Source organism: Microbacterium sp. MMO-35 (assembly GCF_037147555.1).
Taxonomy (GTDB): Bacteria; Actinomycetota; Actinomycetes; order Actinomycetales; family Microbacteriaceae; genus Microbacterium.
Map to the genome: position 1 here is coordinate 449,479 of NZ_JBBCVH010000001.1, position 13,458 is coordinate 462,936.

Annotated in this window: 16 protein-coding genes; 2 read left to right on the plus strand and 14 right to left on the minus strand. The window is 71.5% G+C overall.

Going from position 1 to position 13,458, the window contains the following annotated elements:
- Positions 1-167: 167 nt before the first annotated feature.
- Positions 168-749, minus strand: a complete 582-nt coding sequence (locus WFJ01_RS01985; protein ID WP_336628051.1) for a TetR/AcrR family transcriptional regulator — start codon at positions 747-749, stop codon at positions 168-170.
- Positions 750-818: 69 nt separating this feature from the next.
- Here WFJ01_RS01985 and WFJ01_RS01990 point away from each other — a divergent pair, with 69 nt between their 5' ends.
- On the plus strand, positions 819-1,730 hold the full coding sequence (locus tag WFJ01_RS01990) for an alpha/beta hydrolase (protein ID WP_336628052.1): 912 nt from the start codon (positions 819-821) through the stop codon (positions 1,728-1,730).
- 85 nt (positions 1,731-1,815) lie between these two features.
- On the opposite strand, the gene rpsN is transcribed toward WFJ01_RS01990, so the two are convergent.
- From rpsN to WFJ01_RS02040, 10 genes are all read right to left on the minus strand, one after another.
- Positions 1,816-2,121, minus strand: coding sequence for a 30S ribosomal protein S14 (gene rpsN / locus WFJ01_RS01995; protein WP_045250847.1), 306 nt, complete (start codon positions 2,119-2,121; stop codon positions 1,816-1,818).
- Between the two features lie 3 nt (positions 2,122-2,124).
- Positions 2,125-2,295 (minus strand): 50S ribosomal protein L33, encoded by a 171-nt coding sequence (rpmG, locus tag WFJ01_RS02000; protein ID WP_045250846.1) that lies wholly within the window; start codon positions 2,293-2,295, stop codon positions 2,125-2,127.
- Positions 2,295-2,531 carry a 50S ribosomal protein L28 gene (gene rpmB, locus WFJ01_RS02005; RefSeq protein ID WP_045271470.1) on the minus strand — a complete coding sequence of 79 codons (237 nt, stop codon included), beginning with the start codon at positions 2,529-2,531 and terminating at the stop codon, positions 2,295-2,297. The genes rpmG and rpmB overlap by 1 nt, the downstream gene beginning before the upstream one ends.
- A 141-nt stretch (positions 2,532-2,672) precedes the next feature.
- Positions 2,673-3,485, minus strand: a complete 813-nt coding sequence (locus tag WFJ01_RS02010) for a DNA-3-methyladenine glycosylase (protein ID WP_336628053.1) — start codon at positions 3,483-3,485, stop codon at positions 2,673-2,675.
- Positions 3,485-5,338, minus strand: a complete 1,854-nt coding sequence (locus tag WFJ01_RS02015; protein ID WP_336628054.1) for a hypothetical protein — start codon at positions 5,336-5,338, stop codon at positions 3,485-3,487. Before WFJ01_RS02015 ends, WFJ01_RS02010 begins: the two co-directional genes overlap by 1 nt.
- Entirely contained in the window at positions 5,328-6,215 is an 888-nt protein-coding gene (locus WFJ01_RS02020) for a TIGR03943 family putative permease subunit (protein WP_308220687.1), read from the minus strand. Before WFJ01_RS02020 ends, WFJ01_RS02015 begins: the two co-directional genes overlap by 11 nt.
- Positions 6,208-7,215, minus strand: a complete 1,008-nt coding sequence (locus WFJ01_RS02025) for a permease (RefSeq protein WP_442928030.1) — start codon at positions 7,213-7,215, stop codon at positions 6,208-6,210. The genes WFJ01_RS02020 and WFJ01_RS02025 overlap by 8 nt, the downstream gene beginning before the upstream one ends.
- 73 nt (positions 7,216-7,288) lie before the next feature.
- Positions 7,289-7,687 (minus strand): Fur family transcriptional regulator, encoded by a 399-nt coding sequence (locus tag WFJ01_RS02030; RefSeq protein ID WP_251443451.1) that lies wholly within the window; start codon positions 7,685-7,687, stop codon positions 7,289-7,291.
- A gap of 102 nt (positions 7,688-7,789) precedes the next feature.
- Positions 7,790-9,103: a DivIVA domain-containing protein gene (locus tag WFJ01_RS02035; RefSeq protein WP_336628055.1), complete on the minus strand. Its 1,314-nt coding sequence runs from the start codon at positions 9,101-9,103 to the stop codon at positions 7,790-7,792.
- A 278-nt stretch (positions 9,104-9,381) separates the two neighbouring features.
- The gene (locus WFJ01_RS02040; protein WP_336628056.1) at positions 9,382-9,963 is read right to left on the minus strand and encodes a TetR/AcrR family transcriptional regulator; all 582 of its coding nucleotides are present in this window, start codon (positions 9,961-9,963) and stop codon (positions 9,382-9,384) included.
- Between the two features lie 118 nt (positions 9,964-10,081).
- Between WFJ01_RS02040 and WFJ01_RS02045 the strand changes: the two genes are divergently transcribed.
- Positions 10,082-10,768: a DUF899 family protein gene (locus WFJ01_RS02045; RefSeq protein ID WP_336628057.1), complete on the plus strand. Its 687-nt coding sequence runs from the start codon at positions 10,082-10,084 to the stop codon at positions 10,766-10,768.
- A 63-nt stretch (positions 10,769-10,831) separates the two neighbouring features.
- On the opposite strand, the gene WFJ01_RS02050 is transcribed toward WFJ01_RS02045, so the two are convergent.
- The 3 genes from WFJ01_RS02050 to WFJ01_RS02060 are packed head-to-tail and all read right to left on the minus strand — an operon-like array spanning position 10,832 to position 13,457.
- Positions 10,832-11,677 (minus strand): metal ABC transporter permease, encoded by an 846-nt coding sequence (locus WFJ01_RS02050; protein ID WP_442928031.1) that lies wholly within the window; start codon positions 11,675-11,677, stop codon positions 10,832-10,834.
- Between the two features lie 44 nt (positions 11,678-11,721).
- A complete protein-coding gene (locus WFJ01_RS02055) occupies positions 11,722-12,567 on the minus strand; it encodes a metal ABC transporter ATP-binding protein (RefSeq protein WP_292882700.1) in 846 nt (281 codons plus the stop codon).
- On the minus strand, positions 12,564-13,457 hold the full coding sequence (locus WFJ01_RS02060) for a metal ABC transporter solute-binding protein, Zn/Mn family (RefSeq protein WP_336628059.1): 894 nt from the start codon (positions 13,455-13,457) through the stop codon (positions 12,564-12,566). Before WFJ01_RS02060 ends, WFJ01_RS02055 begins: the two co-directional genes overlap by 4 nt.
- Position 13,458: the final 1 nt, after the last annotated feature.

A 13,458-nucleotide genomic window follows, 5' to 3' on the forward strand; every position in this document is an offset into this window, starting at 1 on the left:
ACTCTCGACCGAGCTCAGCCCCCTCCTCTGAACACAACGCAGGAGATCCCGCAGGGTTCGGCACAGATCGCCGATGGATGGCCCGAATCTCCTGCGTCGTGTTCGCGGCGGCGCTGCCACCGGCATGCGGGGCGGACGGCGAGAGGCCCGTCCGTCGCTGCCGGAGGTCAGGCGCGGTGCGCGGCGATGAGATCCCGGGCGGTGCGGGAGAAGGCCGGGGCGACCCGGTCCTGCCCGTCCAGGTACCCGCCGACGAGCGCGGCGTCGCGCAGCAGCACGAGAGAGGCCGCGACGGCGTCGGGATCGCGGAGCCGGGCATCCTCCGCCAACTGGCGCAGCGTCTCCCGGAACCACTCGCGGTGCGCGGCGATCAGGTCGCGCACCGGGCCCTGGTCGGGATATTCCGCGGCGGCGTTGATGAACGGGCAGCCGCGCGTGTGACGGTCGCGGATGTCGAGCGCGATGCCGTCGACGACGAGGTCGAGCAGCACATCGGGGTCATCCGAGGCCTGCGTCGCCTGCGCGAACAGGCCGCGCAGCCCCTCGTCCTCCCCCTGGAGGTAGGCGAGGACCAGCCCCTCCTTGCCCGCGAACTGCTTGTACATCGTGGCGCGCGTGACACCCGCCTCCTCGATGATCCGGTCCACGCCGACGGAGTGGATGCCCTCGCCGTAGAAGAGGTCGGTCGCCGCGTCGAGCAGCCTCTGCCGCGCCGATCCGGATCGGACCGCCGCTGTGGTCGTCGTCATGGATGCCCCTTCCCCCTCTCATCGTGCCACACGGGAATACTCTGGTGTAGATAGAACGTTCGGTCTACTATGAACGACAGCACCGCGGACGCGGATCCGGCAGAACACCAGAGCACCACCTCACCCAAGGAGCACGACATGACCGCCTCGACCAAGACCCCGATCGTCCTCATCCACGGCCTGTGGATGACGCCCAAGAGCTGGGACACCTGGGCGCAGCGCTTCCGTGACGCCGGCCACGAGGTCATCGTCCCCGGCTGGCCCGGCATCGACGACCGCGACGTGGAGGACATCCGCGAGAACCCCGAAGCCCTCAAGGGCGTGGGACTGAAGCAGATCGTCGACCACTACGAGGGCATCATCCGCACCCTCCCCGGGAAGCCGATCATCATCGGGCACTCGTTCGGCGGCGTCATCACCCAGATGCTCGCCGACCGCGGCCTCGGCGCCGCCTATGTCGGCGTCGCGCCGGGACAGACCGCCGGCATCACCACGCTGCCCCTGTCGACACTGCGGACGGGCTTCCCGATCCTCGCCAACCCGTTCGGGCGCAACGGAGCGAAGCCCCTGTCGAAGAGCCACTTCCACTTCACGTTCGGCAACGACCTGCCCCGCGCGGAATCCGACCGGCTGTGGCAGGAGTACGCGGTCAACTCGTACAACCGCGTCTTCTTCGAGGGCGTCTCGTCCGTGCTCGACGAGAAGGGCGGTGTCACCCATGTGGACTACAGCCGCATCGACCGCGCCCCGCTGCTGGTCATCACCGGCGAGATCGACCACGTCGTGCCGCCGGCCATCGGCCGGGCCATCGTGAAGAAGTACCGCTCCGGCGGCAGCCCCGCGGTCGTCGATTACCGGGAGTACCCGGGCCGCACCCACCGGCTGGTGAGCCAGGACGGCTGGGAGCAGATCGCGGACGAGACCCTGGAGTGGGCGACCGCGCATCAGATCCCCCAGTCCGCGGCGGCGTCCGCGGAATGACAACGCCTCCGGGCACGCAGAAGGGGCGGGGATCCGAAGATCCCCGCCCCTTGCGTCCCCCCATGAACTCAGGGGCCGGTAAGACTTACCAGCTCGACTTGGTCACGCCGGGCAGCTCGCCACGGTGCGCCATGTCACGGAAGCGGACACGCGAGATGCCGAACTTCGTGAGGACACCGCGGGGGCGGCCGTCGATGGCGTCGCGCGAACGCACGCGCGCGGGCGACGCGTTGCGCGGCAGCTTCTGCAGGCCGACGCGGGCGGCCTCGCGGGCCTCGTCGGTCGCGTTCGGGTCGACCAGGGTCTTCTTCAGCTCGGCACGACGCTCGGCGTAACGCTCGACGACGACCTTGCGCTGCTCGTTGCGCGCGATCTTGCTCTTCTTAGCCATGGATCAACGCTCCTCTCGGAATTCGACGTGCTTGCGAACCACCGGGTCGTACTTCTTCAGCACGAGGCGGTCGGGGGTGTTGCGACGGTTCTTCTTGGTCACGTAGGTGTACCCCGTGCCCGCGGTCGAACGCAGCTTGATGATCGGACGGATGTCCTGTGCCTTCTTGGCCATTAGAGCTTCACACCCTTCGCCTGGAGGTCCGCGACAACCTTCTCGATGCCCCGGGCGTCGATCACCTTGATGCCCTTGGCGGACACGTTCAGCGTGATCTTGCGACCGAGCGACGGAACGAAATAGGTCTTCTTCTGCACGTTCGGGTCGAAGCGGCGCTTCGTCCGACGGTGCGAGTGCGAGATGTTGTGACCGAAACCGGGAACTGCTCCGGTCACCTGGCACACTGCTGCCATGATGACTCCTTCTCTACCGTGAGGCCGGACGGCCCCACCCAAGATCCCTTGTCTGCACGCCTCTCCCCTCGCCGATCGACCGGCCGCGGGGAGGGAGGCATACGAACTGCGCACAGGAGTGTGCGCAGACAAAGAGCTACTCTAGCACGGATCCGAGCCCGGGCGTGTCGTCGACCGCAGCTCCTCGGCGGCGCGATGAGCCTCCGCCGCGCCCCTCCCCCACCGGAACGGCGAGACCGTTGGATCCCCCGGGATCCAGAACCGCCACGGGAACGCGTCGGTACCGGCGACGCCCGCGACCCCCACCCGGGGCCCGGACGCGACCTCGGCGAGTGGCCGGCCCAGCCACAGCTCGGCGCGCGCGCCGGCCCGCTCGGCGCCCGTGACGGCATCGATGCCGTCGTGCTGCGGGTGCCGCAGGCCGGAGGCCTGGCCGAACCGTCCCGGTCCGCGGGCGAGGTCTCGCGCCGATCCAGACCATGACGCAGGAGAATCCGCGGTGAGGACGTCGGATCCGGGATCCGGATCCGGGTTTCTCCTGCGTTGTGTTCCGGCAGATCGGCGCATCGCCGCCACGGCCACGCCGGATTCGACCTCGCCGGCGCGCAGCAGGATTCCGCCCGCGACGCCCTCCGGGCCGCAGACCACGTTCACGCACGAGTGGATGCCGTGGCTGAGGTACACGTACAGGCGCCCGGGCTCTCCCCACATCGTGGCGTTGCGGGCGGTGCGGCCCATGCGCGCATGCGAGCCCGGATCGTGCCGGTCGCCCACGCCCTGGCCGTGGTACGCCTCGACCTCGGTGATCCGCAGAATCACCTCCGCGCCGCCGACGACCGTGCGCAGCCGTGCGCCCAGCAGCCGCGGCGCGACCTCGAGCGGCAGCGCGATCAGGTCGTCCCGACGAGCCCGGCGCAGGCCGTCGCCGGCCGGCGGCTGACCGGCGCCGCTCATCACCGGTGCGGCGCCTGGGCGCACCACGACGGGTCGAAGCCGGCGAGCACCACGAGCTCCTTGCCGGTCCTCGTGTCGACGATGTGCGTCTGCATCGTGGTCGGCAGCGGCAGCAGCGACTGGTCGTAGGGGTTGTTCACGAGCTTCGGAGCCACCACGATCGCGCTGTACTGGCCGCTCGGCGACGGGCAGGCCTGCATGATCGCGTCGGATCCGGTCACGCTGAACAGCTTGGTCGCCTTGCCGTCGTCGGCGACACGGGTCACGATCTGCCCGGTCGGCAGGCCGCTCTCGTCGCGGGTGGCGACCTGGCGCAGCGTCCCTCCGGGGAACGGAGCGATCGTGCCTGGCACGCCGAAGTCGGGCGTCGAGGCGGCGAGCGGCTTCTCGGATCCGTCGGCCAGGTTCAGCTCGATGAGATCGGCGCCGCGGCTGACGATCGCGGTGTAGGTGCCGCGGGTGATGCCCTCGATCGTCTGAGCGGCGCCGAGGGCGGTCGGGGCGGCCTTGGCGTCCGCGCGGTCCTCGACGTACAGGGCGCCGGTGAAGTCGATGAACAGCGCCGAGGAGGAGTCGGGCACGAACGCCCACTGCCCCACGCTCGGCTGCTTGTCGGCGAGGGACACGATCCGCGGCTCGCCGTCGCCGGTGAGCGACTGCGTGACGAGGACGCTCGCCCGCCCGCTGGTCGCGCTCACGCCCTTGTCGGTGAAGGTGTAGCCGACGAGGTTGCCGCGCTCCGACACCTGCAGGGAGGAGAGGAACCCGGGTCCCGGGAGCTTCAGCTCCCGCTCGTTCTTGCCCTGGCGGTCCATCACGAGCAGGGCCGAGATGCCGTCCTTCTCGGTGGCGACCACGAGGTGGTCGGCGGTGGCACGGAAGTCGTCGATCTTCTCGTGCTGCACGATCGGGACGGCGTTCTTGCCGCCGAGATCGGTGTGGAAGATCGTGTCGTCGCCGTCGGGGTTGCGCTGCAGCAGGAAGATCGTCGACTTCGGCGTCTGGAAGGTGGCCTGCAGCGTGCCGCGGCGCTGCTTGTCCGTGCCGGTCGCGTCCTTCACCGTCACCGTGTAGTTCGTGTCGTCGTCGAGCGGCACCGTGAAGCGCACGCCGACGTTGCGCCCCGAGGTGTCGACGGTGAACGGAGTGGCCGGGCTGACCGACACCTGCGATGCCGCGACCTTCGCGAGCGGCTGGCTGGCGGTGATGATCATCCGGGTCCCGGAGGCGTCGATCGCGGCCTGCGCGTCGACCTTCACGCTGCTGACCCGCGGGCCCTGCAGCAGGGTGATCACGCCGAATCCGGCGACGACGAGCACGAGGACGCCGATCACGGCGCCGAGGATCAGTGGGAATCGGCGGCGCGACCTGACCGGCTCGGGGGTGGGATGGGGCTCCCACGCCGGCGGCTCGAAACGCGGATCCGATCCGGGGCCGTCCGCGGCATCGTCATCCGAGCGGCCGAGATCGGGGCCGGCGGAGACGTCGACCGGAGCGGGCGGCACGGGGACGGGCGGCACGGCAGGGGCGGGTTCCGGCAGCGGCGCCGGCGAGGCGGGCATGTCGCGGGGATCGATGACCGGCGTGTCGTCAGGGGTGACCGAAGCCGCCGGCACCGGTTCCAGCGAAGCGGGCGCCTCGGGCGCTTCCGAAGTCGTCGGGAGAGCCGACGGCGCGTCGGGACGCGGCATGCCCGCAGAGGACGACGTCTCGCCTCGGTCGCCTTCGGCGTCCTCGCCCGACGCGGGATCCGAGTCCGCGGAGGCAGGGGCGACCGAGGCCGCCTCCTCGGCCTCGCGGCGGGCACGCAGCTCGGCGCGGGTGAGGGGACGATCCGCGTCGTCAGTGCTCATAGGGGTCCTTCGGCTCCGGGATCTTCGACACGCTGGCCGGCACGATCGAGAGCTTCCCGTCGGCGCTCGCGCGGACGGTCCCCTTGACCTGCACCCAGTCGCCCACAGCGTACTGGCCCTGCCAGCCGGTGATCTGCACCGGCACCGAGGCGGGCTGCGCGTCGAGCACGCAGTGCGAGATGACCATGCGCGTCAGATGCGCCTGATCCTTCGCGGATCCGCTGGGCGTGAGGAATCCGGTGAGCGTGACCGACGAGCCGTCGTACTTCTCGGGCCGGGATCCGGTCGCGAACACGCTCGCCCATCCGCCGATGCCGAAGGTGCTGGTGTCGGTGTTGGCGCCGAGCGCCACATCGTCGGCGCCCGCGAACAGCACATTGCCCATCGGGGCGCGCTGCATCGCCATGTCGACCGAGAGCGACGCGGGCGGCAGCAGCAGGGCGCCGGCGACGACGCCCGTCGCGATCACGCCTCCCGTCGCACCCGCGACCGCGCCGACGACCCGGCGTGCCGACGGTCGCGCATGATCCTGAGCGTGACCGTGGTCGTGACCGCCGTGGTCGTGGCTGCCGTGGTCGTGCCCGTGCTCCTGCTCGGCGCCGAGGGGCAGCGCGCACGACCAGACCGCTCCGACGAGCGTGACGATCGCCGCGGCGACGGCGAACCACACGGTCTCCGGGCTGATGTAGAGGGTGAGGCGGCCGGTCGCCGCGAGGGCGAGCGTGGCCACGGCCAGCGCCGCGGCGAGTCCGGCGCCCAGCCAGCGGGTGCCCAGCGCCCGCGCGCGCGACCCTGCGGCCTCTGCGGCGTGGTCGTGCGCGTCGACGGCGCGGGGCGCATGCGTCTGCCGGCGGGTGGCGGTCGTCGTGTCAGGCAAAGACGTTCACCCCGATCCCCAGTGCGAAGCCGAACAGGATCACGATGCCGACGATCCCGGCGAGGGTGCGCGCGGTGAACGTCGTGCGCAGCAGCGCCATCATCTTGATGTCGACCAGCGGTCCTACCAGCAGGAACGCGACGATCGCGCCGGGCGAGAACGTGGAGGCGAAGGACAGCGCGAAGAACGAGTCGACGTTCGAGCAGATCGCCACCGAGATGGCGAGCGCGATCATCGCGACGACCGAGAGCAGCGGGTTGGATCCGATCGCGAGCAGCACGTCGCGCGGCACCAGCACCTGCACGGCGCCGGCGAGGGCCGATCCGATGATCAGTGCGGGCATCACGGCCCGCAGCTCGATGAGGAACTGCGCGAGGCTGCGACGGATCCCGGATCCCTGCTCGTGCACGACGACCTCGCAGGTGTCGCGGAACCGCTCGGTGAGCAGCGCATCGGGATCCGGATGCCGGCTGTAGATCCAGCCGATGAGGTTCGCGACGAGGTAACCGCCGACGAGGCGGGCCACGAGGATGCCGCCGTCGAAGCCGAACGCCGCATGGGTGGTGAGGATGACGATCGGGTTGACGATCGGCGCGGCGATGAGGAAGGTCAGCGCCTCGGCCGGCCCGAGACCCCGCATCATCAGCCCGCGAGCGAACGGCACGTTGCCGCACTCGCACACCGGGATGAGCATGCCCAGCAGCGACAGCACCGCCCGCCGCGCCCAGCCGCGCTTCGGCAGCACCCGCTCGATCACCTCCGCGGGCAGCCACACCTGCACGACGATCGACAGCAGCACGCCCAGGATCACGAACGGCAGCGCCTCGAAGAGCACGCTGAGCGACAGCGTCAGTCCGTCCTGCAGCCGGTTCGGCAGCCGTGCGGAGAACAGGTGCGGCGCGAGGGCGTCGATCGCGATGAGGGCACCGATCACGACCGCGCCGATCGCGGCGCCGATGAGAGCGGTGCGCCCGGTCAGCCGCGGCGGTTCGGCGCGCAGGGCGTGCGGGGTCGCCGCCCCGTCTCGTGCGGCGGTCGCGCGGCGGCCGGGGGTCGTCAGGGTCACGCGGGGATCACTCCTGGGCGGCGTTGGCGCAGCTCGCGCACAGTCCGAAGATGTCGACGACGTGCTCGGCATCACGGAAGCCGTGCAGGGCGGCGGTGCGCTGCGCCCACTGCTCGACGTCGGTGGCCTCGATCTCGACGGTGAGTCCGCAGGACCGGCAGATCAGATGATGGTGGTGGCCCTCGCTGCTGCACGCCCGGTAGAGCGCCTCACCCTCGGGGCTCTGCAGCGAATCGGCGTCGCCCGAGGCGGCGAGACCGGCGAGCGCCCGGTAGACCGTGGCCAGTCCGATGCCGGTGTTCGCCTCGCGCAGAGTGGCGTGCAGGGTCTGCGCGCTCACGAATCCGCGCGCGTCCGAGAGCTCCTCGCGCACGCGCTCGCGTTGCCACGTGTTCCGCTGAGCCATGCGTCGAGTCTAGAGCGGTGTTCTGGCCCCCGGCTGGGAGCAGCCGTTCCGGGGGCTGGACGCCGAAGGCGACCGAGACGAAACGGGGCCGGACCGGAGTGGTCAGGCGTCGGTGCCCTCCGCGGGAGCCGCCGTAGCCTCGTCCGCGGCGGCGTCCTCGGAAGCCGCGGCCGCGGATCCGGATCCCTCGCTGCCGAGCGCGCCGTCGGGGCGGATGAGCTCGCGCACCTCGGCCATGAAGCTGGTGAGCTGCTGCTGCTGCCAGCGCAGCTGGCGGGCGCGGTCTTCGGCGTCGCGCACGACGTTCGCCGTGTGCGCGGTGACCATGTCGACGATCTTCTGCGACTTGGTGCGGGCGCGGTCGAGCGTCTCGCGGGCGCGCACCTGCGCCTCGGCCTCGATCGCGTTCGCCTGCGACCGCATCAGCCGCTCGTAGTCGTCGGCCTTGCCCGAGATCCGCTCGGCGTGCGCGAGCGAGGCGGCGACCTGCTCGTTCGCGTCGACGGTGATGCGCTCCGCATGGGCGACGGCCTGGTTGTGCAGCACCAGGAACTCCTGCTGCGCGTCGTCCTGACGGCGGGTGAGGGACTCCTCCATCTCGAGCACGCGCGCGTTCATCTCGCGCACCTCGCGCTCGGCGGCGACCCGCAGATCGGTGGTCTCGCGGGTGACCATGGCGCGCAGCGCCGCGGCGCCCTTCTCGGCCTCGGTGCGGATGGAGTGCGCCTCCTGCTCGGCGTGGTTCACCTTCTCGGCGGCGTGCGCGGCCTCGCGCTCGACCTGCGCGGTGTGCGCGGTGAACTCGGTCTCCATCTTCAGGCGCACCTGGTCGGCGTCGCGTTCGGCCTGCGCGGTGATGCGCGCGACGTCGGCATCGAGCTCGGCGCGCTTGGCCGCGGCCTCGTCGCGGGCCGCCTCGAGCAGGCGCTCGGCCTGCACCGCGGCGTTCTGGATGAGGACGCTGGCCTGCTCCTCGGCCACGCGCAGCACGGTCTCGAACTGCGAGCGCGAGGTCGCCTCGTCGATGTCCTCCTGGGATCCCGCGAGCGCCGTGCTCAGCGACTGGATCTGCTGCGCCGACTCGGCGATCTTCGCGTTCGCGGCGGCCAGGTCGGCCTCGAGCTTCGCCGAGCGCTCCTCGTGCGCCGCCGTGGCCTTCTCGAGCTCGCGGCGGTGCTTCTCGGACGCCTTGTCCAGCTCGCCGCGGAGGTGGGCGTCGGTCTTGGCGCTCGAGTCGGTCGCGCGGCGCAGCTCTTCCGTCAGGGCGGTGAGGTGGGCGTCGACCTCGGCCTTGTCATAGCCGCGGAAGCCGATCGTGAAGGCGTGCTGGCTCGACGGGGTCTCCAGGAGCTGATCGAAGAAGTCGCCCTGCGGCGCCTGCTCCTCGGATGCACGGTTCTCGGTTGCCTCGGCCACGGCAGCGCCTTTCTGTCCATCCCTCCCCCTCCGGGCAGGGGGGATGCCGGGAGGATCGATGCGGAGGGGGAATCGCGTCGTCCAGCGCCCTGGGTGCGGGGGCCGTGATCCGCGCGAGTCCTGACGATCCTAACCCGCGGTCCCCGGTGCCGACAGGGGGCGGACCCTGAAGGGATGACGAGAGATCCCTGTCGGGATCCTCCCCGTGCGTGATGCGGTGATCCGCTCCGGGGACCGCGACGGTCAGGGATCCGATGCCGGGCAGGAGGGGACCGGCCTCAGCGGGCGGCCGCCTGTATCCCGGCGATCACTGCCCGGACGGCCGCTTCCCCGCGACGGCGCTGCTCCACACGGTCCACCCCGACGAGCGGTCCGCGCAGGCACAGCTCGGCGAAGCCGTGCACCGTCGCCCAGCACGCCCAGGCGGCGTCGTCGCGACCGGCCGGCGGCAGCGCCCCCGCGTCGACCAGGTCGTCGAGTGCCGCGGTCAGCGCCCGGAACGCCGGGGACTGCGCCATCGTCGCGGAGTCGGGCGGGCGGATGCCGAAGAACACCACGGCGAACCATCCCGGCTCGTCGAGCGCGAACGCGATGTAGGCCGTGCCGATCCGGTGCAGGCGTTCGGCGGGCGAGAACCCGGGGGAATCGGTCATCGCGGCGGCGAGACCCTCCTGGATCGCGGCGGCCGCGGCGCCCACGAGCGCGGCCCGGTCGGCGAAGTGCCGGTAAGCGGCGTTCGGCGACACGCCTGTGCGCCGGGTGACCTCGCGGATCGTGATCGCGGCGGGTCCGCCCTCGCGGCCCAGGGCGACCGCCGCCTCGACGAGGGCGGTGGCGAGATCGCCGTGGTGATAGGCCATCGGATAGCTCCTGCCCCCTTGAGGTGTCGCCACCTGATGTGTACGGTGTGAACATAGCAGATGTGGACGCCGTGAACATCGGCGCCCGAGAGCACGCCGCAGACCATCGGAGGATGTCATGACCGCTCTGCCCCCTGTCGTCGACGAGCAGACCTGGCGCGAGGAGCTCGCGAAACTCCGAATACGGGAGAAGGCCGCGACCCGCGAACAGGATGCGATCGCCGCCGCGCGCCGCCGCCTGCCGGCCGTGAAGCTCCCCGCCTACACGCTGATCGCCGAGGACGGCAGTCGGGTGAGCCTCGCCGACGTGTTCGACGGGAAGAGCCAGCTCGTCACCTATCACCACATGTGGACCGACGGTGCGTCCTGGCAGTGCGGAGGGTGCACCGGCCTCACCTCGCAATGGACCCGCACCGGGCACATCGAGGCGCAGGACGCACGCCTCGTGATCGTGACGAACGGCCCGATGGACGAGGTCCTCGCGTACAAGAAGCGCGTCGGGAACCGGCTGACCTGGTACTCCTCGTCCGAGTCCTCCTTCGGCGCCGACATGGACGCCGGCCCCGGAGAGGGGTTCGGCTTCAACGTGTTCCTCCGCGACGGTGACGACGTCTACCGCACCTGGCACACCGACGGTCGTGGCGCCGAGCGCTTCAGCGTCGCGTTCGCCGTCTCCGACGTGCTCCCCTACGGCCGGCAGGAGGAGTGGCAGGACGTGCCGGAGGGCTGGCCGCAGGATCCGACGTACTCGCGCTGGCTGAGCTCCCAGGACGTCGCGGCGCAGTACGGCGATCCCGTCGCCTGACGGAGGGCGGCGGGTCGGGCTCTCCGCGCTCGGCGAGCTCGGCGACCGGCGGCCCTCCCCGCCTCAGCCGGCCCGCCGCACCCGGTCGCGCGCGCGCTGCACCAGCCAGCACACCACGTAGATCCCGAACGAGATCGTCGTGATGTAGGGGCTCACCGGCAGCGTGCCGGCCAGGGCGAGCAGGATGCCGCCGACCGCCGAGACGAAGCCGAACAGCGCGGCGAGCAGCGGCACCCGCAGCGGCCCCGCCGTGACGCGCATCGCGGCGGCTGCGGGGGTGACCAGCAGCGCCATCACGAGCAGCGCGCCGATGATGTGCACCGCCACCGCGACGATCAGCCCGAGCAGCACCATGAACACGAGGCCGATGGTGCGGGTGGGCACGCCGCGCGCCTCGGCCGACACCGGGTCGAGCGAGTCGAACCGCAGCGGGTTCCAGACGAGCACGAGCACCACGAGGACCGCCGCGCTGATCCCGATCAGCCAGCCCAGATCGGGCGAGGAGACGGACACGATCTGCCCGGTGAGCAGGCTGAACCGGTTCGCACTGCGCCCGTCGTAGAGCGACAGGAACAGGATCCCGAGGCCGAGGCCGAACGGCATGAGCACCCCGACGATCGAGTTGCGCTCCCTGGCGCGCGCGCCGAGCAGCCCGATCAGGATCGCCGCCACGAGCGCACCGCCGATCGAGCCGGCCACGACGCTGCCCCCGAACAGCAGGGCGGCCGCGGCCCCGGCGAACGACAGCTCGCTCACGCCGTGCACGGCGAAGGCGAGGTCGCGCTGCATCACGAACACGCCCACGAGGCCCCCGACGATGCCGAGCACGGCGCCGGCGATGATCGAGTTCGCCAGCAGCGCGACGAGCTCGCCGTAGTCGGCGAACGAGAAGATGTCGCCCCAGTTCACGGCGGGAACGGGACCCGCGGCGGTCAGCAGGCCGAGCACGGCGCTCATGCGGCGCCCTCGTGGTCGTGGTCGTGGTGCGGCTCGACATCGGGCACGCCGACGACGATGAGGCGGTCGCCGGCGCGCAGCACGAACACCGGCGCCCCGTAGAGGTCGGTGAGCACGCGGGTCTGCAGCACCTCGTCGGGCGTGCCGAGCATGAACCGGCCGCCGGCGATGTAGAGGATGCGGTCGACGCGGCCCAGGATCGGGTTGATGTCGTGGGTGACGAACAGCACGGCCGCGCCGTGCGCACGCCGCTGGCGGTCGATGATCTCGGTGACGCCCTGCTGGTTGGCGAGATCGAGGTTCGACAGCGGCTCGTCGCAGAGCAGCAGCGCCGGGCGGTCCATGAGCGCCTGGCCGACGCGCAGCCGCTGCTGCTCGCCGCCGGAGAGCGCGCCGACCCGGCGGTCGCCGTAGTGCGCGGCGCCGACCTCCGCGAGCATCTCGTCCACGCGCTCGCGGTCGCCCCGGCGCGGCACCGGCAGTCCGAACCGGCGGCCCTGCAGCCCGAGCGCGATCACGTCGCGGGCCCGCATCGCGGTGTCGGGCGGGTAGGGGCGCTGCTGGGGGATGTAGCCGATCCGGGGGTTGCCGCGGGTGGCGGGGACCCCGGCGACCCGAATCTCCCCCGCGCTCAGATCCTGCAGCCCGAGGATGCTGCGCAGCAGCGTGGTCTTGCCGGATCCCGACGGGCCCAGCACCGCGATGAACTCGCCGGGCCGCACATCGAGGTCGAGCCCCGACCACAGCTCACGGTCGCCGCGGCCCTGCGGGCGGTGCAGCGCGGCGCCGCGGATCTGCAGCACCGGCGCGGCGGCCGCCGAGGCGTCCGCGGGCGCGGTCATGCTCCGACGGCAGCGGCGAGGGAGGCGATCGCTGCATGCATCCATTCAGCGTACGCGGTGCCCTTCGGAAGGATCTCCGTGAAGGTCACCACCGGGATCCCCGCCGCCTTCGCCTCCTGCTCGATGCGCTGCGTCTCGGATCCACCGGCCTGGCTGTTGGCGAGCACGGCCTTGACCTCGCCGCTCTTGACGACGTTCACGGCCGCGAGCAGCGTCGCCGGGGCGACGTCGTGGCCCTCCTCGACGGCGCTCGCGAAGCCCTCGGGAGCCTTGTCGACCAGGCCCGCCGCGGCGGCGAGGTAGCCGGGCACGGGCTCGGTGATGAAGACTCCGGCCCCGGGGGCCTTCGCCTTGATCGCGGCGAGCTCGCCCTCCGCCCGGGTGAGATCCGCGGTGAGGGCTGCGGCCCCCTTCGCGAACTGCTCCTTGCCGGCGGGGTCGGCCTTCGTCAGCGCGGCCTCGACCTGACCGACCACGGTGATCATGGTCGTGGGATCGAACCACACATGCTCGTTGAACCCCTCCTCGTCGTGACCGGGGTGCGCGTCGGCGGCCGTGACCACCGTCGCCTTCGATCCGTCGAGCAGGTCCTTCATGAAGGGGTCATAGCCGCCGCCGTTCTCGATGACCAGCGTTGCGCCGCGCACGGCCAGGCGGTCGCGTGCGGTCGCCTCGTACTCATGCGGATCCTTCGAGAGCGAGTCGATGATGCTCGTGACCTGCACCCGGTCGCCGCCGATCTCCGTGGCGATGCTGCCGTAGACGTTGGTCGTCGCGACGACGTCGATCTTCCCCCCGCTGTCCGCACCGCTTCCTGTGGTCGCGGAGCATCCCGCCAGAGCGAGGATCGAGGCGGCGGCGAGGGCGAGGGCGGCGAGGGGCTTCGTCATG